The organism is Pseudomonas sp. MS646 (assembly GCF_036693845.1).
In the GTDB taxonomy this organism is placed as follows: domain Bacteria; phylum Pseudomonadota; class Gammaproteobacteria; order Pseudomonadales; family Pseudomonadaceae; genus Aquipseudomonas; species Aquipseudomonas chlororaphis_E.
The window spans coordinates 969,849-991,104 of sequence record NZ_CP144763.1 but is presented as its reverse complement, the minus strand read 5'-3'; the positions used below and the strand labels follow the sequence as shown (position 1 = coordinate 991,104).

At 62.2% G+C, this 21,256-nt stretch carries 17 protein-coding genes; 7 read left to right on the top strand and 10 right to left on the bottom strand.

Going from position 1 to position 21,256, the window contains the following annotated elements; genetic code table 11:
• Window positions 1-162: 162 nt before the first annotated feature.
• From V3H56_RS04160 to V3H56_RS04150, 3 genes are read left to right on the top strand one after another with little or no spacing between them, the layout of a single operon-like run.
• On the top strand, window positions 163-540 hold the full coding sequence (locus V3H56_RS04160) for a septal ring lytic transglycosylase RlpA family protein (RefSeq protein WP_042731712.1): 378 nt from the start codon (window positions 163-165) through the stop codon (window positions 538-540).
• Between the two features lie 49 nt (window positions 541-589).
• Window positions 590-1,651, top strand: coding sequence for a calcium/sodium antiporter (locus tag V3H56_RS04155; protein WP_042731713.1), 1,062 nt, complete (start codon window positions 590-592; stop codon window positions 1,649-1,651).
• Window positions 1,648-2,028: a carboxymuconolactone decarboxylase family protein gene (locus V3H56_RS04150; RefSeq protein ID WP_047738303.1), complete on the top strand. Its 381-nt coding sequence runs from the start codon at window positions 1,648-1,650 to the stop codon at window positions 2,026-2,028. The genes V3H56_RS04155 and V3H56_RS04150 overlap by 4 nt, the downstream gene beginning before the upstream one ends.
• Window positions 2,029-2,172: 144 nt before the next feature.
• Here the strand turns inward: V3H56_RS04150 and V3H56_RS04145 are convergent, their stop codons facing one another.
• From V3H56_RS04145 to kdgD, 5 genes are all read right to left on the bottom strand, one after another.
• Window positions 2,173-3,114: an AEC family transporter gene (locus V3H56_RS04145; RefSeq protein WP_042731715.1), complete on the bottom strand. Its 942-nt coding sequence runs from the start codon at window positions 3,112-3,114 to the stop codon at window positions 2,173-2,175.
• 315 nt (window positions 3,115-3,429) lie between these two features.
• Window positions 3,430-4,983 carry a galactarate dehydratase gene (garD, locus tag V3H56_RS04140; protein WP_047738305.1) on the bottom strand — a complete coding sequence of 518 codons (1,554 nt, stop codon included), beginning with the start codon at window positions 4,981-4,983 and terminating at the stop codon, window positions 3,430-3,432.
• Between the two features lie 13 nt (window positions 4,984-4,996).
• On the bottom strand, window positions 4,997-6,361 hold the full coding sequence (locus tag V3H56_RS04135) for an MFS transporter (protein ID WP_042731717.1): 1,365 nt from the start codon (window positions 6,359-6,361) through the stop codon (window positions 4,997-4,999).
• Window positions 6,362-6,445: 84 nt separating this feature from the next.
• The gene (locus tag V3H56_RS04130; protein WP_042731718.1) at window positions 6,446-7,891 is read right to left on the bottom strand and encodes an aldehyde dehydrogenase family protein; all 1,446 of its coding nucleotides are present in this window, start codon (window positions 7,889-7,891) and stop codon (window positions 6,446-6,448) included.
• Window positions 7,892-7,958: 67 nt separating this feature from the next.
• Window positions 7,959-8,870 (bottom strand): 5-dehydro-4-deoxyglucarate dehydratase, encoded by a 912-nt coding sequence (gene kdgD / locus V3H56_RS04125; protein WP_042731719.1) that lies wholly within the window; start codon window positions 8,868-8,870, stop codon window positions 7,959-7,961.
• A gap of 359 nt (window positions 8,871-9,229) precedes the next feature.
• Between kdgD and V3H56_RS04120 the strand changes: the two genes are divergently transcribed.
• Window positions 9,230-9,628, top strand: a complete 399-nt coding sequence (locus V3H56_RS04120) for a hypothetical protein (RefSeq protein WP_080964412.1) — start codon at window positions 9,230-9,232, stop codon at window positions 9,626-9,628.
• 554 nt (window positions 9,629-10,182) lie between these two features.
• Here the strand turns inward: V3H56_RS04120 and V3H56_RS04115 are convergent.
• From V3H56_RS04115 to V3H56_RS04100, 4 genes are all read right to left on the bottom strand, one after another.
• The gene (locus V3H56_RS04115) at window positions 10,183-10,929 is read right to left on the bottom strand and encodes a FadR/GntR family transcriptional regulator (RefSeq protein ID WP_172679703.1); all 747 of its coding nucleotides are present in this window, start codon (window positions 10,927-10,929) and stop codon (window positions 10,183-10,185) included.
• Window positions 10,930-11,219: 290 nt separating this feature from the next.
• Complete coding sequence (locus tag V3H56_RS04110) at window positions 11,220-12,947, bottom strand: ABC transporter ATP-binding protein/permease (RefSeq protein WP_047738309.1); 1,728 nt, start codon at window positions 12,945-12,947, stop codon at window positions 11,220-11,222.
• A gap of 98 nt (window positions 12,948-13,045) precedes the next feature.
• Entirely contained in the window at window positions 13,046-13,606 is a 561-nt protein-coding gene (locus V3H56_RS04105; RefSeq protein ID WP_042732380.1) for a response regulator transcription factor, read from the bottom strand.
• Window positions 13,603-14,862 carry an ATP-binding protein gene (locus V3H56_RS04100; protein ID WP_042732381.1) on the bottom strand — a complete coding sequence of 420 codons (1,260 nt, stop codon included), beginning with the start codon at window positions 14,860-14,862 and terminating at the stop codon, window positions 13,603-13,605. Before V3H56_RS04100 ends, V3H56_RS04105 begins: the two co-directional genes overlap by 4 nt.
• 349 nt (window positions 14,863-15,211) lie before the next feature.
• Here V3H56_RS04100 and V3H56_RS04095 point away from each other — a divergent pair, with 349 nt between their 5' ends.
• The gene (locus V3H56_RS04095) at window positions 15,212-15,928 is read left to right on the top strand and encodes an SIMPL domain-containing protein (RefSeq protein ID WP_042732382.1); all 717 of its coding nucleotides are present in this window, start codon (window positions 15,212-15,214) and stop codon (window positions 15,926-15,928) included.
• 208 nt (window positions 15,929-16,136) lie between these two features.
• Here the strand turns inward: V3H56_RS04095 and V3H56_RS04090 are convergent, their stop codons facing one another.
• Window positions 16,137-16,526, bottom strand: a complete 390-nt coding sequence (locus tag V3H56_RS04090; protein WP_047738311.1) for a DUF6124 family protein — start codon at window positions 16,524-16,526, stop codon at window positions 16,137-16,139.
• 1,095 nt (window positions 16,527-17,621) lie between these two features.
• Here V3H56_RS04090 and V3H56_RS04085 point away from each other — a divergent pair.
• Together V3H56_RS04085 and V3H56_RS04080 are read left to right on the top strand one after the other, a co-directional pair.
• Entirely contained in the window at window positions 17,622-19,223 is a 1,602-nt protein-coding gene (locus V3H56_RS04085) for an ABC transporter substrate-binding protein (RefSeq protein WP_047738313.1), read from the top strand.
• 255 nt (window positions 19,224-19,478) lie between these two features.
• Complete coding sequence (locus tag V3H56_RS04080; protein WP_042732602.1) at window positions 19,479-21,104, top strand: ABC transporter substrate-binding protein; 1,626 nt, start codon at window positions 19,479-19,481, stop codon at window positions 21,102-21,104.
• Window positions 21,105-21,256: the final 152 nt, after the last annotated feature.

Sequence of the window (21,256 nt, the reverse complement as noted above, 5' to 3'; positions counted from 1 at the left end):
GTCTGGCTCATTCCCCTGTGGCGAGGGAGCTTGCTCCCGCTGGGGCGCGCAGCGCCCCCCGGCTTTCTGTTGCCAGAGTCGGGGGGCTGCTGCGCAGCCCAGCGGGAGCAAGCTCCCTCGCCACAATAAATTTACAACCACACTGATGTGGAAAACCTTTCGATGAAGCGTCTCCTCGGCGCCTGCGCCCTGCTGTCCCTGTTGGCCGGTTGCGCCAGCCAGAGCGGGACAGTTGATCCACACGGCTACGACCAGACTGGCGTCGCGTCTTATTACGGTGCCAGGCACCATGGCAAACGCACCGCCAGCGGCGAGCGTTTCGACCAGCACGGCCTGACCGCCGCCCATCGCCAGTTGCCATTCGGCACACGGGTGAAAATCACCAACCTGGGCAACAATGACAGCGTCGTGGTCCGCATCAACGACCGTGGCCCGTATACTCGGGGACGCTTGATCGACGTGTCTCGCGAAGCAGCCGAGCAACTGGGCATGTTACGCACCGGCACCGCGCGGGTACGCGTGCAAGCCCTCGACGACTGATAGACGGAGCCCGGCCATTTCCCTACTCGCCGCTTTATCGCTGCTCAGCCTGATCGAACTGTTCGGCGGCCTGCTGTTGCTGATTGTCGGCGCCGAGTTGCTGGTGCGCGCCGCCGTCGGCGTGGCGGCACGCTTGCAGGTGCGCCCGCTGATCATCGGCCTGACCGTTGTTGCCCTGGGCAGCAGCGCGCCACAGATGGCCGTGAGCCTGCAAGCGACCTTGGCGCAAAACGCCGACATCGCCGTGGGCAGCGTGATCGGCAGCAGCATCTTCAACATCCTCGTCACCCTGGGGCTGTCGGCGCTGATCATGCCGTTGCGCGTCTCGCGCCAACTGGTGCGCCTGGACATCCCGTTGATGATCGGCGCCAGCCTGCTGGTGTTCGTGCTGGCCTTGAACGAAGAACTGACCCGCCTGGACGGGACATTGTTGCTGGCGGCCCTGGCGGTGTACCTCGGCCTACTGCTGCGCCAGTCACGGCACTCCATGCGCCCCCACGCGGCGAGCGTCGACGCGGCGCAGGTGTCCTGGCCCAGGAGCCTGACGATGATCGTGCTCGGCTTGGCGATGCTGATCTACGCCGGGCACCTGCTGCTGGGCGCGGCAGTGACGGTGGCGACGGACCTGGGCTTGTCGGAACGCATCATCGGCCTGACCATCGTCGCCGTCGGCACCTCGCTGCCGGAACTCGCCACCTCGCTGATCGCGGCCCTGCGCGGCCAGCGCGACATTGCGGTGGGCAACGTGATCGGCAGCAACCTGTTCAACCTGCTGGGGGTGCTGGGGGTGACCGCCCTCGTCGCGCCCACGCCGCTTTCGGTTTCGCCGAACGCCCTGGACTTCGACCTGCCGGTGATGCTCGGTGTGGCGGTGCTGTGCCTGCCGGTGTTCTATTCCGGGTACCGGGTCACCCGCGCCGAAGGCCTGCTGCTGCTGGGCCTGTACCTGGTCTATGGGCTGCACGTGGTGTCATTCACCACCGGCATGCCCCTGGCCGGCCGACTGGAACGGCTGATGCTGTTCTATGTGCTGCCCACCTTGCTCGCGTTCTTGCTGTTCACTTTCGTGCGCGCCTGGCGCCGCCAACACCACAAGAGGGATTTGCCATGACCGACATTCCGAAGACCGGCCTCGACATGCGTCGCCAGGTCATGGGCGACGCGTTCGTCGACCGCGCCCTGGGCAACGCCACCGACTTCACCCAGCCGTTGCAGGACTTCGTCAACGAACACGCCTGGGGCAGCGTCTGGCGTCGCGAAGGCCTGCCGCTGAAAACCCGCAGCCTGATCACCCTCGCCGCCCTCACCGCCCTCAAGTGCCCACAGGAATTGAAAGGCCACGTGCGCGGCGCGCTGAACAATGGCTGCACGGTGGAAGAGATCCGCGAGGCACTGCTGCATTGCGCGGTGTACGCCGGCGTGCCGGCGGCGATCGATGCGTTTCGGGCGGCGCAGGAAGTGATCGAGGCGTATCAGAAGCCGGAGTAAAGCGCGGGATTTTCCGTGAATGGACCGGCCTCTTCGCGGGCAAGCCCGCTCCCACATTCGACCGCATTCCTTCTGAAGAAGCCCGATCACTGTGGGAGCGGGCTTGCCCGCGAAGAGGCTCCAGAGAACACCAGAAGCCCAAGCCTAGATCCACCCACCCCACTGCAACACAAAAATCCCGATGTTGGTGGTGATCGCCGCCATCAAGGTGGTGATGACGATGATCGCCGCCGCCAGTTCATGGTTGCCATCGGCCGCACGGGCCATGACGAAGCTCGCGGCGGCAGTGGGGCTGCCGAAGTACAGAAACAGGATCCCCAGCTCCGCGCCGCGAAAGCCCCAGACCCAGGCGCCCAGGGTGGTCAGCAGCGGCAGGCCGACCATCTTCACCAGGCTCGAACTCATGGCCATCTTGCCGCTCTTGCGCAGTGCTGCCAGCGACAGCGTGCCACCGATGCAGATCAGCGCCAGGGGCAAGGTCATCTGCGCCAGGTATTTGCCTGATGTCTCGAGCCAGTTCGGCAGACCGATCTGCCAATAGGCGAACGGCGCGGCGACGATCACGCTGATGATCAGCGGGTTGCTGAACACGCTTTTGCAGATGCTCCACGGGTCCGACTTGATCACCGGGCTGTAGACCGCCAGCACGATGGTCGACAGGGTGTTGTAGAACAGGATCACCAGCGCCGCGAGAATCGCCCCCAGGGAAATCCCGTAGTCGCCATACATGCTCGCCGCCAGCGCCAGGCCGATCACCCCGTTGTTGCCGCGAAACGCGCCCTGGGTGTAGATGCCGCGGTCTTCCCGCGGGCACCGCCAGATCGCCCAACCCCAGGCCATGGCGAAACTCACCAGGGTGGCGACGGAAAAGTAGATCAGCAGATCAGGTTGCAACGCGGCGTGCAGGTCGGCATGGAGGATGCCAAGGAACAACAGCGCCGGCATGGTGACGTTGAACACCAGGGACGAGGCGATGTGGATGAAGTTGTCGTTGATCCAGTCGATGCGCTTGAGCACCACCCCCAGAAACAGCATGGCAAACACCGGCGCGGTGATGTTCAGGGTTTCGAGGAAAATTGCCAGCATGCCGGGGACCTTTCGAGGGGGGTGTCGTTAGGTGGCTAATGATAAGCCACTCGCGGCACCGGCGTCTGGAGATTCCTGTGGGAGCGGGCTTGCTCGCGAAGACGCCGGCACATCCAACATCGATGCAAGCTTAACCACCGCCTTCGCGAGCAAGCTCGCTCCCACACTTGATCGTGGATGGTCACAGCGTTTGTGTCCGCCACCAAAACCCTGTGGGAGCGAGCTTGCTCGCGAAAGCGTTAGTTCAGTCGACACCCATGTCGCATGTACTGCCGTCTTCGCGGGCAATCCCGCCCCTACATGATGAACGCCGGCTCAGGTAATCGGCGCAGGGTTGAACAGGGTGATGTCGTTGAACAGTTTGTGCTGTTCTGCCCAGGTCTTTTTCTTGCCGCTGGCCACGTCCAGGTAGTAGTGGAACAGCTCCCAACCCAGCTCCTCGATCGAGGCACGACCGGTGGCGATGCGCCCGGCGTCGATGTCGATCAGGTCCGGCCAGCGCTGGGCCAGCTCGGTGCGGGTCGAGACCTTCACCACCGGCGCCATGGCCAGGCCGTACGGGGTGCCACGGCCGGTGGTGAACACGTGCAGGTTCATCCCCGCCGCCAGTTGCAGCGTGCCGCAGACAAAGTCACTGGCCGGTGTGGCGCAGAAGATCAGGCCTTTTTGCTTGAACCGCTCGCCCGGGCCGAGCACGCCGTTGATCGCGCTGCTGCCGGACTTGACGATCGAGCCCAGGGATTTTTCGACAATGTTCGACAACCCGCCCTTCTTGTTGCCCGGCGTGGTGTTGGCGCTGCGGTCCGCCTCGCCCTTGGCCAGGTAACGGTCGTACCAGTCCATTTCCCGCACCAGTTCCTGGGCGACTTCCCGGGTTTGCGCCCGAGAGGTCAGCAGGTAGATCGCATCGCGCACTTCGGTGACTTCGGAAAACATCACCGTCGCCCCGGCGCGCAGCAACAGATCCGAGGCATAGCCCAGGGCCGGGTTGGCGGTGATGCCGGAAAACGCATCGCTGCCACCGCACTGCATGCCCAAGATCAACTCCGACGCCGGCACGGTTTCGCGACGGCGCTGGTCGAGCTTCTTCAGGCGGGTTTCGGCCAGGTCCATGATCTGCTCGATCATTTCCGTGAAGCCGTGGCTGGAGTCCTGCAAGCGATACAACCACGGCTCGCTGAGGTCCACCGAGCTGTCGTTGTCGTGCATCACCTGCCCGGCCTGCAATTTCTCGCAGCCCAGGCTGATGACCAACGCCTCGCCCCCCAGGTTCGGGTTGCGCGCCAGGTTACGCACGGTGCGGATCGGGATGTACGCGTCGGTGGCGGTGATTGCCACGCCGCAGCCGTAGCTGTGGGTCAGCGCCACCACGTCGTCGACGTTCGGGTACTTGGGCAGCAACTCGTCCTTGATGCGCTTGACCGCGTGGTCCAGCACCCCGGTCACGCACTGCACCGTGGTGGTGATGCCCAGGATGTTGCGCGTGCCCACGGTACCGTCGGCGTTGCGATAGCCTTCGAAGGTATAGCCCTCGAGCGGTGCATCGGCCGCCGGCACGTCGGTGGACAGCGGCAGGCTGTCCAGCGGCGGCGCGGTGGGCATGCGCAGCTGGTCTTCCTTGACCCAGCTGCCACGGGGGATCGGTTGCAGCGCGTAGCCGATGACCTGGCCGTAGCGAATCACCTCGCCACCCTCAGGGATGTCCTGCAGGGTGACCTTGTGGCTCTGCGGCACGAAGTCCACGGTGACCAGGCCGTCCGGGAATTCGGTCCCGGCCGGTACGCCCTGGTCATTGACGACGATCACGACGTTGTCCCGCTCATGCAGGCGGATGTAACGTGGCGAATCGGCATGTTCAATCAATTGCATTGACGCCGCTCCTTCAGGATTTAGCTTCGGACAGACTGGAGACGTCGGCATCCTTGGCCGTAGGTTCCTTGAGTACGACGCGCTTGATCGGCCCGACGATGACCAGGTAGCTGAACACCGCCACCAGGGCATTGCAACCGACGAATACCAGCGCCCACTTGAACGAACCGGTGGCACTGATGATGTAGCCGATGACGATTGGCGTGGTGATCGAAGCCAGGTTGCCGAAGGTGTTGAACAAGCCACCACTGAGGCCGGCGATCTGTTTCGGCGAGGTGTCGGACACCACGGCCCAGCCCAGTGCGCCCACGCCTTTACCGAAGAATGCCAGGGCCATGAAGCCCACCACCATCCATTCGATCTCGACGTAGTTGCAGGCCACGATGCTGCTGGACACCAGCAGGCCGGCGATGATCGGCGCCTTGCGGGCGAAGGTCAGCGAGTGGCCCTTGCGCAGCAGGTAGTCGGAGATCACCCCGCCCAGCACGCCGCCGATGAAACCACAGATTGCCGGCAAGGACGCGATGAAACCGGCCTTGAGGATGGTCATGCCACGTTCCTGCACCAGGTACACCGGGAACCAGGTCAGGAAGAAGTAGGTGATGCCGTTGATGCAGTATTGGCCCAGGTACACGCCGAGCATCATGCGGTTGGTGAGCAGTTGGCGGATGTAGTCCCACTTCGGACCGTCACCCTTGGCTTTCTTGCCCTTGTCCTGGTCCATGTCGACCATCGCGCCGTTGGCGGCGATGTGATTGAACTCGGCTTCGTTGATCATCGGGTGCTGGCGCGGGCTGTAGATCACCTTCAGCCAGATCAGCGAGAACACGATGCCGATGATGCCCATCACGATGAACACGTGCTGCCAGCCGAAGCGGTAGACGATCCAACCCATCAGCGGAGCGAACAACACGGTGGCGAAGTACTGCGCCGAGTTGAAGATCGCCGAGGCGGTGCCGCGTTCTGCGGTGGGGAACCACGCGGCGACGATACGGGCGTTGCCCGGGAAGGACGGCGCTTCGGCCAGACCCACCAGAAAGCGCAGCATGAACAGGGCAACCACGGCCGTGGACATGCCGAATTCACCCACATAGCCTTGCAGCACGGTGAACAACGACCAGGTGAAAATACTCAGGGCGTAGATTTTTTTCGACCCGAACCGGTCGAGCAGCCAGCCGCCAGGAATCTGCCCGGCCACGTAGGCCCAGCCGAAAGCGGAGAAGATGTAACCGAGGGTGACGGCATCGATGCCGAGGTCTTTTTGCAGGCTGGAGCCTGCGATGGCGATGGTGGCACGGTCGGCGTAGTTGATCGTTGTCACCACAAACAGCATGAGCAGGATCAAATAGCGGACGTGTGTCGGCTTGGTCGCTTGCATGTAAAAGTACTCCCACTATTTATTTTTATGCGGGTCAGCAGATTGTACGGCCAGGCTGGATCACCAGCCCGGCCGGTGTTGCAGTTACGATCCGATGTAAGAGGTCTTCACCACTGTGTAGAACTCTTGCGCGTAGCGACCTTGCTCACGCGAACCATAGGACGAACCCTTACGCCCGCCGAACGGCACGTGATAATCCACGCCGGCGGTCGGCAGGTTGACCATCACCATGCCCGCCTGGGAATGGCGCTTGAAGTGGTTGGCATACTTCAGCGATGTGGTGGCGATACCGGCCGACAGGCCGAACTCGGTGTCGTTGGCCATCGCCAGCGCCGCCTCGTAGTCCGCCACGCGCACGACGTTGGCCACCGGGCCGAAGATCTCTTCGCGGCTGATGCGCATCGACGCTTCGCTGTCGCTGAACAAGGTCGGCGCCAGGAAGTAGCCTTCGGTGTCGCACGTCACCAGGCCGCCACCGCTGACCAGCCGCGCACCTTCGCTCTGGCCGATGTCGATGTACTTCAAGTCCTGGTCGAGTTGAGCTTGGGAAACCACCGGGCCGATGTCGGTGCCGGCCTTCAACGCATGGCCGACCTTGATCGACTGCATGCGCTCGGCCATCGCCGCGACGAACTTGTCGTGGATACCGGCGGTGACGATCAGGCGGCTGGAAGCCGTGCAACGCTGGCCGGTGGAGTAGAACGCGCTCTGCACCGCCAGCTCGACGGCCTGCTTGAGGTCGGCGTCGTCGAGGATGATCTGCGGGTTCTTGCCGCCCATTTCCAACTGCACCTTGGCCTGGCGCGACACGCAGTTGACGGCGATCTGCCGCCCCACGCCCACGGAGCCGGTGAAGCTGATGCCGTCGACTTTAGGGCTGTTGACCAGCACTTCACCGACGACGCGGCCGCTGCCCATCACCAGGTTGAACACGCCGGCCGGGAAACCGGCGCGGGAAATGATTTCCGCCAGAGCCCAGGCGCAACCCGGTACCAGTTCGGCGGGCTTGATCACCACGCAGTTGCCGTAGGCCAGGGCCGGGGCGATTTTCCAAGCCGGGATGGCGATCGGGAAGTTCCACGGGGTGATCAGGCCGACCACACCCAGGGCTTCGCGGGTCACTTCGACGTTGACGCCCGGGCGCACCGACGGCACGTAGTCGCCGGACAGGCGCAGGCATTCACCGGCGAAGAATTTGAAAATGTTGCCGGCGCGGGTCACTTCGCCGATGGCTTCGGGCAGGGTCTTGCCCTCTTCGCGAGCCAGCAGTTGGCCGAGCTCTTCGCGGCGGGCGAGGATCTCGCTGCCGACTTTGTCCAGCGCATCGTGACGCGCCTGAATGCCCGAGGTCGACCAGGTCGGAAAGGCGGCGCGGGCCGCTTCGATGGCGGCGTTGACTTGCGCTGCGTCAGCCTTGGCGTATTCACCGATGACATCGGACAAATCGGACGGGTTGATGTTGGTGCAATAGTCGGCACCGGCTACCCACTGACCGTTGATGTAGTTATCGAAACGCTTTGCATCAGTCACGGATGCTCTCCTCACAAAAAGCCTTACGCAAAAAGCCGCTGATTGCTCAGCGGCTTTGTCGGGTCTGTTACTGCTTGCCTTGCTTGTCGATCAGCGCGGCCAGGGCTTCGTATTCTTCCGGCAGCAGGTCGGTCAGCGGCGTGCGCACAGGACCGGCGTCATAGCCAACGATCTTCGCGCCGGCCTTGACGATGCTCACGGCATAACCGGCCTTGCGGTTGCGGATGTCCAGGTATGGCAGGAAGAAGTCATCGATGATCTTGCCAACGGTGTCGTGATCGTCGCGGGCAATGGCGTGGTAGAAGTCCATCGCGGTTTTCGGGATGAAGTTGAACACCGCCGAGGAGTAGACCGGCACGCCCAGGGCCTTGTAGGCCGCGGCGTAGACTTCTGCGGTCGGCAGGCCGCCCAGGTAGCTGAAGCGATCGCCGAGGCGACGACGGATCGACACCATCAGTTCGATGTCGCCCAGGCCGTCCTTGTAGCCGATCAGGTTCGGGCAACGCTCGGCCAGTTGTTCCAGCTGGTTGGCGTTCAAGCGGCAGACGTTGCGGTTGTAGACCACCACGCCGATCTTCACCGATTTGCACACGGCTTCAACGTGGGCGGCAACGCCGTCCTGGCTGGCTTCGGTCAGGTAGTGCGGCAGCAGCAACAGGCCCTTGGCGCCCAGACGCTCGGCTTCTTGAGCGTATTCGATGGCCTGGCGGGTGGCACCGCCGACACCGGCCAGGATTGGCACGCTGGTCGCGCAGGTATCGACGGCGGTCTTGATGACTTGCGAATACTCGCTGGCGGCCAGGGAGAAGAATTCACCGGTGCCACCGGCTGCGAACAAGGCAGAGGCGCCGTACGGGGCCAGCCACTCGAGGCGCTTGATGTAGCTGTCGCGATTGAAATCGCCTTGGGCAGTGAAATCGGTGACCGGGAAAGACAGCAGGCCAGACGAGAGGATGGACTTCAGTTCTTGTGGATTCATTATTCGAACACCCTGGGACGCAATGTATGTATGAGAGAGTTAAGCTTCGGCCAGAAGTTGTAGGTCATCGTACAACTTAAATAACCTGCGTCAACTGCATTTCGTCATCGAAGGGTAAAAAAGCCTGATGGACCGTTCGTCAGCACTGTCGACTCTGCCAGTAGGCGGCCTTTTGGGAAGCAGGCATAACCGGCAGGTGGCCGTGCCATACCCACGAACGCCCTGACATCTCGAAGGACCCTGCCGAACGGCCATTCGCAACCCGCAGTCCTGGCTCCTTCCTGTAGGTTTCACATGGCCTTATTGCCGTGAGCCGCCCGTGCGCGATGGTCACGGCCGACCTCACCGGGAGCGACACCATGACGACGACATTCGAGAAACCCACGCTCAAGGATTTTCCAGCCGCCTCGGCCAGCGGGGAGGCGACGGTGAGCCTGTCGAAGGCGGGCAAGGCACTGACCGTGCAGATCCCGGACTCGGATATCTCACCCTACTCGTCCGTACACCTGACCCTGGGTGCGGCCTCCAAGCCGCCGGAATGGACGGGCAATCTCGAACCCATGATGGTCAACAAGACACCCGAGACGCACCCGGATGACTTCGAGGTGGCGGAACTGCGCAAGGGCGTAACCCTGACAGTGCCCGGCGACACACTGAAGGCATTCAGCGGCCGATTGGTTGAACTGCGCTACACGTTTACCTACGAGAGTGGCGGGGCCGATACGTCCAAGCCACTGAACGTGCGATTCAAGGCATAAAACCAACATCCAAATCACCACCGCCCCCTGTGGCGAGGGAGCTCGCTCCCGCTGGGCTGCGCAACAGACCCGCTCGGTGGGTGCTGCGCCCCCAAGCGGGAGCAAGCTCCCTCGCCACGGGAATTTGGGTTGTCTGGGGATGGGATGCCGTCAGACGTTCACGTCACTGAACGTGCGATTCAAGGCATAAAACCAACATCCAAATCACCACCGCCCCCTGTGGAGAGGGAGCTCGCTCCCGCTGGGCTGCGCAGCAGACCCTCTCGGTGAGTGCTGCGCCCCCAAGCGGGAGCAAGCTCCCTCGCCACGGGTATTTGGGTTGTCTGGGGGATGGGGATGCCGTCAGACGTTCACGTCACTGAATGTGCAGCTCAAGGCATAAAACCAACATCCAAATTCACCACCGCCCCTTGTGGCGAGGGAGCTTGCTCCCGCTGGGCTGCGCAGCAGACCCGCTCGGTGGGTGCTGCGCCCCCAAGCGGGAGCAAGCTCCCTCGCCACGGGAATTTGGGTTGTCTGGGGATACTTTCGGCCCCGGGGGGAGCCCTGCCCTTCTAGCCCTGGGCTTGCGCCTCTTCATGGGCTTGGCGCAGGCGCTCACGGCTGTTGGTCAGGTGCAGGCGCATGGCGGCGCGGGCGGCGTCGGAGTCCTGGCGGGCGATGGCTTCATAGATTTCCTCGTGCTCGCGGCTCAGGCGGTCCATGTAGTGCTGCTGGTCGTCGTGGGCCAGGCGCGCCGAGTTCAGCCGGGTGCGCGGGATGATGCTGGTGCCCAGGTGGGTCATGATGTCGGTGAAGTAGCGGTTGCCGGTGGACAGGGCGATTTCCAGGTGGAAGGCGAAGTCCGAGGCCACCGCGTCGCTGGCATGGGCCGCGCTTTCCTTCAACGCGTCGAGGGCGGCGCGCATGGTCGCCAGTTGCTCGGCGCTGCGGCGTTGCGCGGCCAGGCCGGCGGATTCCACCTCCAGGCTGATGCGCAATTCCAGGACCGCCAGCACGTCACGCAAAGTGACCACCGTGGCCGGGTCGATACGAAAGCCGCTCGGGCTCGGCGTGTCCAGCACGAAGGTGCCGATGCCATGGCGGGTTTCCACCTGGCCGGCGGCCTGCAACCGGGAAATCGCCTCGCGCACCACGGTGCGGCTGACACCATGGGCTTCCATGATCGCCGACTCGGTGGGCAATTTATCGCCACGCTTGAGCAGACCGTCGCGAATCTGCTCGGTCAGCACCGTCACCAGCTCCTGCGCCAGGCTGCGGCGCTTGCGGGGAAGGCGGGGTATGTCGATCGGGTTTTCCATGGGGCTCATGTCTCGGCAAGCGGCTGAATGCGCATCATGATAGCGCAACGTGGTTGTACGATCACTTTTGGTGCGACGAGGCCAATCTATTGAACAGTCTGGCAAACCGAGTTGCCATCCATTGCGAGCAGGCTCGCTCCCACATTGGAGCAGTTGCGTACATTAGCATCCGGCTCACCACAAAACCCCTGTGGGAGCGAGCTTGCTCGCGATGGCGGTGGGTCAGCCACATCAATATCAACTGATCCATCGCTATCGCGAGCAAGCTCGCTCCCACAGATTTTGAGTGTTTATGCTGTCACGACATGCTCCATCAGTTGGCCATTTTCAATACGCACATGTCGCGGATGGAAACGTTTCAAACTGCTTCGATGCCCGACGCTGACGATGCTCAGCCCTGGTAACTGGTCGATCAACGCCTGGTACAGCGTTGCCTCGTCCTCTTCATCCATCGCCGACGTCGCTTCGTCCATGTACAGCCATTGCGGTGCGTACAGCAATGCACGGGCGAAGGCCAGGCGTTGCTGCTCGCCCGGGGACAGCATGCGTTGCCAGTGATCGCTTTCGTCCAGGCGCGCGATCAGGTGCGGCAAACGGCAGGTTTCCAGCACCTGTGCATAACGTTCGTCGGGGTAGACGTCGCCGGCCTGTGGATAACTCAAGACCTCACGCAGGCTGCCAATGGGCAGGTAAGGCTTTTGCGGCAGGAACAGGTAGCGCGCCGAAGGCAGCAGAATGTTGCCATGCCCGGCCGGCCACAGATGGCCCATCGCGCGGAACAAGGTGGATTTGCCACTGCCTGAACGACCGCTGAGCATCACCCGCTCACCCGGCGCCACCGTCATGTCGGCGTTGCTGAGCAGATGCCGACCGTCAGCCAGGTCCAGTCCCAGGTTGTGCACTTTCAGCACGTTGCCCTGGCTCTGCACATCGATAGCCGGTACGCGTTCCTCGTTGTCGCTCATGGCCTGGCGGAAACTCAGCAGACGATCGCAGGTGGCGCGCCACGCGGCGAGGTCGGCGTAGGCACTGATGAACCAGCTGAAATTCTCCTGCACGCTGCCGAAGGCCGAGTTGATCTGCATGAGCTCGCCCAGCTGGATCTTGCCGGCGAAATAACGCGGTGCCGCGACGATGAACGGGAAGATGATCGCGATCTGGCCGTAGCCGGAGGTGAAGAAGGTCAAGCGCTTGGACACCCGCATGATGTCCCAGAAGTTGTGCCAGACCAGCCCGAAACGTCCGCTCAAACGACGATTCTCATTCGGCTCGCCGTTGTACAACGCAATGCTCTCGGCGTTCTCGCGCACCCGCACCATGGAAAAACGCAGGTCGGCTTCGAAGCGTTGCTGGTTGTTGTTCAGGCCGATCAGCCGGCGACCGATCAGGTGCGTCAGCCAACTGCCCACCGCGGCATAGATCAGCGCGGCCCAGAACATATAGCCGGGGATGGTGTAGCCGAACACTTCGATGCTGCCCGACACGCCCCACAGGATGATCGAGAACGACACCAGGCTGACCACGGTACGCAGCAGCCCCAACCCCAGGCCCAGGGTATTGGTGGTGAAGCTGTTGAGGTCTTCGGAAATCCGCTGGTCGGGGTTGTCGGTATAGCCGCCCTGCTCCAGGCGGTAGTAATTCTTGTGGCTGAGCCAGCGGGCGAAATGCTGCTCGGTGAGCCAGGCCCGCCAGCGGATGGTGAGCATCTGCGTGAGGTACAAGCGGTACACCGCCCCGAGGATCGCCACCGCCGCGATGCCGCAGAAGTACAGGATCAATTGCCAGAACGCCGCACTGTTCTTCTCTTGCAGGGCGTTGTAGAAATCCTTGTACCAACTGTTGATCCACACCGAAATCGCCACGCTGAACAGCGACAGCGCGATGACGGCAATCAATAACGTCCAGGCCTTGCCCTTCTCCTCACTGCGCCAGTACGGCGTGGTCATTTGCCAGACACGGCGGAAAAACTGCCCGCGCACCGCGTCATTGACCGCGGAATATTCAGCGTTCTGATTCATGGTTAAGGCTCGATAGAAAAAAGAACAGACTCGGGCCGATCATAGTGCAACGGCCCGATTGACCGCGAGGGTGTGGACACCATCTGTTCAGCGCAGGTTCAGCGACGCACGGGGCGCTTCTGCAATTTGCGCTGCAAGGTCCGCCGGTGCATGCCCAGGGCGCGGGCGGTGGCGGAAATATTGCCTTCGTGCTCGGTCAGCACCCGCTGGATGTGCTCCCATTGCAGGCGATCGACCGACATGGGGTTTTCCGGTACCAGGGTGTCGAGGTCGGCATGTTCGGACAGCAGCGCCGCCAACACATCGTCAGCGTCCGCCGGCTTGCACAGGTAATTGCAGGCGCCGCGCTTGATGGCCTCGACCGCGGTGGCGATGCTCGAATAGCCGGTGAGGATCACCACGCGCATCTCCGGGTCCAGCTCCAGCAACTTGGGTAGCAGCACCAGGCCCGAATCGCCGTCCATCTTCAGGTCGAGGGCGGCGTAGTCCGGCAAGTCGGCCTGGGCGAGGGCCAGGCCTTCTTCGGCGGAACCGGCCGTGCTCACGCGAAAGCCGCGGCGGGACATGGCCCGTGCCATGACGCGGGTGAAGGTGGCGTCGTCATCGACCAGCAACAGGTGCGGCAGCTCTTCGCCGTCGACTTGGATCTCGTCACTCATGTTTCGTCTCCTCGGTCGGCATGGGGCAGGCGCAGCTCGGTGAGCGTGCCGCCGCTCTCATGGGGGTAGAGTTTCACCGAGCCGCCGGCGCGTGTCACGCTGGCTTTGCTCAAAAACAGGCCCAGGCCCAGGCCTTTGCCCTTGGTGGTGTAGAACGGTTTGCCGATCTGCTCGGCGATGGCCAGCGGCACGCCCGCGCCGTGGTCTCGAATGCTGATGGTCAAATCGAAGGCATTCCAGTCCAGCGTCACTTCCATGCCTTCGGGGCAGGCATCGGCGGCGTTGTTCAACAGGTTCAGCAGTGCCTGGGTCAGGTCCGGCGGTGGCGCCATGCGCGGCACTGGCCCCTGGCCCAGACGTTGGAAGCGATAACTGGCTTCGGGGCGCATCAGGTGCCAGCGGTTCAAGGCTTCGTCGAGCCAATCGGTGACATCCTGCATGTCGATGGCCAACCGACGATTGGCCTCGGCGGCCCGCACCAGGTATTGCAGGGTTTCCTTGCAGAGCTTGACCTGGTCCTGCAGGACGCTGAGGTCGTCCTGCAATGCGGGATCAGGGTGATCCTGCTGCATTTCCTTGAGCAGCACGCTCATGGTCGCCAACGGCGTGCCCAACTCGTGGGCGGCACCGGCGGCCTGGGTCGCCACGGCCAGCAACTGCTCGTCCCGCAGGCCCTCTTCACGACGAATGGCCCGCAGCTCTTCCTGGCGCCGCAACTCCTCGGCCATGCGCGCGGCAAAAAACGTGATGACCGCCGCGGCCAGGGCAAAGCTCAGCCACATGCCATAGATCTGCAGGTTTTCCCGGGCGATGGGGAAGGTTTCCAGGGGATAGAAGCGCACCAGCAGCAAGGTGTACAACGCCAGGGCGATGCCGGAAAGAATCAGCGAAAATCGCCATGGCAGCGTCACGGCGGCGATGGTCAACGGCACCAGGTAATAAGACACGAAAGGGTTGGTGGAGCCGCCGGAGAAGTACAACAGCGCGCTGTGGATGAACAGGTCGCCGGCCAGTTGCACGGCGTATTCCAGCTCGGTCACCGGCCACGAGGCACGCAAGCGAACCGCCGTCAGCGCACACAGCACCGAGGAGCAGACCAGCGTGATCGCCAGTTGCAGCCAGGGCAACGGCAGCAGGTCGAACCAGTAGGCGAGCCCCACCGAACCAGCCTGGGCAGCCAGGACCAGAATGCGGATGAACGTCAGGCGCCAGAGATTCTGGCGAGAGGCAGAAGTCAGTTGCAAAGGGGCGAGCATGAGCTCTCCTGATGAGTGCTCCAGGCGAATCGCACGGAGTATAACCAACGCACGGGTTGCGCAGACAAGTGTGCGGCAAAGCGCCACAGCCTCTGAGTGCGACGCATCCCCGCTGGGCTGCGAAGCAGACCTAAAACAGGCCCCTGCGCTATGTCAGATGGACCGAGTTGCTGGTCTTGGGGTTGCTGCGCAACCCAACGGGGATAAATCCCCTCGCCACAAGAGTGCTTCATTGGCCTCATGCATCTGTATAGAAGTTGTAACTGTGCGAACCGGATCGCAGCAGCTAGAGTCTTATCGTTCACGCAGGCCCGGACCTCATCCCTGCGCATCATCCCAAGGAGCTTTCATGCACACGTTCAGTCGCCACGTCGCCCTGCTCGCCCTCAGCCTCGGCACGGTCGCCAGCCTGCCGGCCCTGGCCGCCGATGAGCTGCACTACAACCAGATCTCGCTGCGCGCCGAAGCCAGCCAGGAAGTGGCCCGCGACCTGATGATCGTCACCCTCTACACCGAGGAACAGAACACCGACCCGGCCAAGCTCGCCGCCGCCGTCAGCACCACGCTGAACAAAGCCATCGGCCAGGCCAAGCAGGTCAAGGACATCACCCTGCGCCAGGGCAGCCGCAACAGCTACCCGATCTACGACAACAAGGGCGGGAAGATCACCGGCTGGCGTGAGCGCGCCGAACTGCGCCTGGAAAGCGCCGACTTCGCCGCCCTGTCCAAACTCACCGGCGAGTTGCTCACCGACATGAAGATGGGCGGCATGGACTTCGCCATCTCCACCGCCACCCGCCAAAGCAGCGAAGACGCCCTGCTCAAGGACGCCGTCAACGCCTTCAAGGCCCGCGCCCAACTGGCCACCGAGGCCCTGGGCGGCAAGGGCTACAAAATCGTCAGCCTGAACCTCAACAGCAACGGTTATCCACAACCCTACCTGCGCGCGCCGATGATGATGAAAGGCGCCTCCATGGACGCGGAATCCGTGACGCCTGAGGTGGAAGCGGGCACCAGCCAGGTGAGCATGACGGCGGATGGGGCGATTGAGGTTTTGATGCAGTGATGCAGGACTGACAGAGATATCCAGCCCAGTGACACACTTTGTGGCGAGGGGATTTATCCCCGCTGGGCTGTGTAGCAGACCCAAAGGCAGCGACCTCAATTAATCTGACACACCGAGGTATCAGGTTGGGGGCTGCTGCGCAGCCCAGCGGGGATAAATCCCCTCGCCACAGGATAGTGCCCGCACTTTATCAGGTGACACTTCCTTGCTACGCCTCGACCGGCCGGGCCGGCGCCTCAAGCTGGTCCAGCGCCTTGTCCACCAGCAACTGGCACAACTCCACCAACTGCTGAATCCCCAACGCCACACTGCGCCGCGTGCCGTCCACTTCGAAGGCCAGGTCCTCGGCCATGGCCTTGACCGAGGCCAACGTTTCGCTGGTGCTGGCCAGCAGCGTATCGGTGTCGGCCTTGGCGGTGACCGAGAACAGGCTGTCGATGCGCGAGTCGGAGGGGGCGTCCCCTGAGGGTTCTGGATTGAGGTAATGGTTCAGTGCACGCTCGGCGGCGGCGCGGTCTTTGAGGAGGTCTTCGAGGGCGTCGAAGCCGCAAAGGGGTGTGGTTTTATTGAGGGGTGGGTCGGGAACTGACTTATCCATGTGCTCGTACCTATTTAGTGATGAGGGCCATCACTCGCCGTTTCTCACTCGGCAAAGTGGTGGCAGCTATGTGCAGGGTGAGAAATCCGAGAATAGGTACTCGGCCAGACCGAGGTCTGCCCGCACACAGCCGCCATAACGCATCTACCGGCAGCGGATAAGCTGGCGGCAATTATATGCAGGTCTGAACGCTGTATGCCTATTAGTCGGGTTTCTCACGCCCGGCCGCTGTTTCCCAGCGGCATAGAAAAGACTAGAGACCCCACTTCCGACGGACAACCTGAAAAACTCGTGAGACGTTTCGTTTCGGGGCAGGCGATCCGTCCGACATTACAGAGTGATCTCTACTCATCCACACGTGGCGAGGGAGCTTGCTCCCGCTGGGCTGCGAAGCAGCCCCGAACCGGACACTTCGCAGAGAAGTCCTTGAGGATCCGACCCGCTAAAGAAATCCCCATGCACTCAATCGTCGAGCCCCCTTTTAAACTCAGACCGCCATCGCGAGCAGGCGCACCCACAATGGATCGGGTTACAACCGCAGAGGATTGGTCGGCTGTCAGGCCGTCTTCGCGAGCAAGCCCGCTCCCACAGGATTCAGGTACAACCGGAAAAGTCAGGCCGCCTCGCTTTTGCTTTGGCTTTTGATCTGGACGCCCCATTAACCACAAGGGCCGAACGCAGGCATTGCGTAGTGGGCAACCCGGCATGGATGCCGGGTTAGCCGCGCTGGGTCATGGATGACCCTTCGCGGCGGGCCCACGGAGCAATGCCGGAGTGAGGGAACACCGAGCGTAAGCGAGGTGCCCAGTGGTGGGGCAAGAGCGTTTTGCTTACTTTTGCGCTCTATCAAAAGTAAGCCGCCGTCAGGGCGGAACCCTAAGCCGCCGTTACCACAGCAATGGATATGTACACAAAAATCCCGGCCGACTGCCAGGCCGCCATCGCGAGCAAGCTCGCTCCCACAATAGAAGCGGAGCACCGCCCAAATCCCGGGCCTATACCCAAACCCACCAGTCCCCCACACTTTTGGCTATTTCCCCCACCCCGCCCCAACCGCTACCCTTCGGAAAATCGTCATCACCGCCAAGGGATTTCATGGACCGGACTACCTTCAAACCACTTCTACTCACCCTCGCCCTGATCAGCGGCGCGCCCATGGCCCAGGCCGCCACCACCCTGGTCTACTGCTCCGAAGCCAGTCCCGCCGGGTTCGATCCCAGCCAATACACCAGCGGCACCGACTTCGATGCCTCGGCCGAAACCGTCTTCAACCGCCTCACCCAATTCAAGCGCGGCGGCACCGAAGTCGAGCCAGGGCTGGCGACAAGCTGGGACGTCTCCACCGACGGCCTGGCCTACACCTTTCACCTGCGTAACGGCGTGAAATTCCACACCACCGACTATTTCACCCCCACCCGCGACTTCAACGCCGACGACGTGCTGTTCACCTTCCAACGCCTGCTCGACCCCCAGCACCCGTTCCGCCAGGCCTACCCCACCGAGTCGCCGTACTTCACCGACATGGGCCTGAACACCACGATCAAAAGCGTCGAGAAAGTCGACGAACACACCGTGCGCTTCAACCTGAACAACGTCGATGCCGCCTTCGTACAGAACCTGGCGATGAGCTTCGCCTCCGTGCAGTCCGCCGAATACGCCGCGCAGTTGCTCAAGGAAGGCAAGGCCGGCGACCTCAACCAGAAGCCCGTCGGCACCGGCCCGTTCGTGTTCAAGCGCTACCAGAAGGATTCGCAGATCCGCTACGCCGCCAATACAGCGTACTGGAAGCCCGAGGACGTGAAGCTCGACAACCTGATCTTCTCGATCACCCCCGACGCCGCCGTGCGCCTGCAGAAGCTCAAGAAGAACGAGTGCCAGGTCAGCGGCTATCCACGCCCGGCCGACATCGAGGTGATGGAGCAGGACCCGAACCTGCAGGTGCTCAAGCAACCGGGTTTCAACCTCGGTTTCCTGGCCTACAACGTGACCCACCCGCCCCTGGACCAGCTCAAGGTTCGCCAGGCCCTGGACATGGCCATCGACAAGCCGGCGATCATCAAGGCCGTGTACCAGAGCGCCGGCCAACTGGCGCAGAACGCCCTGCCGCCGGCGCAATGGTCGTTCGACCCGAGCATCCAGGATGCGCCCCACGACGTGACTAAAGCCCGGGCGCTCCTTAAGGAAGCCGGGGTTGCGCCGGGTACTACCATCAATTTGTGGGCGATGACGGTGCAGCGCGCGTCCAACCCCAATGCACGGATGTCGGCACAGATGATCCAGCAGGATTGGGCCAAGATCGGGATCAAGGCGAACATCGTCAGCTACGAATGGGGCGAGTACATCAAGCGTGCAAAAAATGGCGAACATGACGCAATGATCTACGGCTGGACCGGCGACAACGGCGACCCGGACAACTGGCTGGGCGTGCTCTACAGCTGCGCGGCGGTCAAGGGCAGCAACTACGCCAAGTGGTGCGACCCCGCTTATGACCGGTTGATCCAGCAGGCCAAGGTCTCCACCGACCGCCAGCAACGCATCGACCTGTACCGCCAGGCGCAGAAGATCCTCAAGCAACAGGTGCCGATCACACCCATCGCCAACTCCACGGTCTTCCAGCCAATAAACAGGAAAGTGGTGGATTTCAAACTCAGTCCATTTGGGCTTACACCCTTCTACGGCGTGGGTTTGACGAAGTGATACCCGCCCCAAACCGGTGCGAAACGGCGTCGCGACGCACCGGCGAGGGGCGCGTTTGACGCCAAAAAAACGCCCGCAAACGGTCAACTGCGTCAGAAGTTACACGAATGCGACATTAAGGTACGTTCGTGCCACTGTTTCAGACTTGCGACCGCTCTGGATCTTGCATTGGGTATGGGGCCTGCATAAGTATCCGCAGGACGACTCACGAGGTCGCCCTCTAATCCAAAAATGACAACAAATCATGAGGCCAACATGCTTAAACACGCGGTCATTCCGTTTTTAGTCGGCGCAAGCCTATTAGCCAGCGCACCCTTCGCCCAAGCCGCGACTAACCTGGTGTTCTGCTCCGAAGGGAGCCCAGCCGGTTTTGACCCTGGTCAGTACACCACCGGAACCGACTTCGACGCCTCTGCTGAAACCATGTTCAACCGCCTGACCCAGTTCGAGCGCGGCGGCACCGCCGTGATTCCTGGCCTGGCGACCAAGTGGGATATTTCCGAAGACGGCCTGACCTACACCTTCCACCTGCGTGAAGGCGTCAAGTTCCATACCACCCCGTACTTCAAGCCGACCCGCGAATTCAACGCCGACGACGTGTTGTTCACCTTCAACCGGATGATCAACAAGGACGACCCGTTCCGTAAGGCGTACCCGACCGAATTCCCGTACTTCACCGACATGGGGATGGACACCAACATCACCCAGATCGATAAAGTCGACGACCACACCGTCAAGTTCACCCTCAAGGATGTGGACGCCGCGTTCATCCAGAACATGGCCATGAGCTTCGCCTCGATCCAGTCCGCCGAGTACGCCGCGCAGCTGCTCAAGGAAGGCAAGGCCAGCGACATCAACCAGAAGCCTGTCGGCACTGGTCCGTTCGTGTTCAAGAGCTACCAGAAAGACTCCAACATCCGCTACACCGGCAACAAGGACTACTGGAAGCCTGAAGATGTGAAGATCGACAACCTGATCTTCGCCATCACCACCGACCCATCGGTGCGTATCCAGAAGCTGAAGAAGAACGAGTGCCAGGTCACCCTCTTCCCACGCCCAGCCGACCTCAAGGCCCTGAAAGACGACAAGGCCCTGAAGATGCCCGACCAGGCCGGCTTCAACCTCGGCTACATCGCCTACAACGTGATGGACAAGATCAAGGGCAGCAACGAGCCGAACGTGCTCGCTGACCTGAAGGTCCGCCAGGCACTGGACATGGCGGTCAACAAGCCACAGATCATCGACTCGGTCTACCAGGGCGCCGGCCAGCTGGCGGTCAACGCCATGCCACCGACCCAGTGGTCCTACGACACCACCATCAAGGACGCCAAGTACGACCCTGAGAAAGCCAAGGCGCTGCTCAAGGAAGCCGGCGTCAAGGAAGGCACCAACATCACCCTGTGGGCGATGCCGGTCCAGCGTCCGTACAACCCGAACGCCAAGCTGATGGCCGAGATGCTGCAGTCCGACTGGAAGAAGATCGGCCTGAACGTCAACATCGTCAGCTACGAATGGGGCGAGTACATCAAGCGTTCCAAGGGCGGCGAGAACCAGGCGATGATCATCGGCTGGAGCGGTGACAACGGTGACCCGGACAACTGGCTCAACGTGCTGTTCGGCTGCGACTCGCTGGCCGGCAACAACTTCTCCAAATGGTGCGACAAGAAATTCGACGGTCTGGTCAAGGAAGCCAAGCGCACCACCGACCAGGCCAAGCGCACCGAACTGTACAAACAGGCACAACACGTCCTCAAGGATGCCGTGCCGATGACACCTATCGCCCACTCGACGGTGTATCAACCCATGCGCGCCAACGTGCAGGACTTCAAGATCAGCCCCTTTGGCTTGAATTCCTTCTACGGCGTCAGCGTCAGCAAATAAAGCGATCTGTGGCGAGGGAGCTTGCTCCCGCTGGGCCGGCCCGACGCTTCGGGCGTAACGGCCCCTTTTTAAAAGCGCAATGGCGGTGCACCCGCGACGTCATTGCGAGCGGAGCCAGCGCCCACGCCACACCGCTTTATGCCGAGACCCGG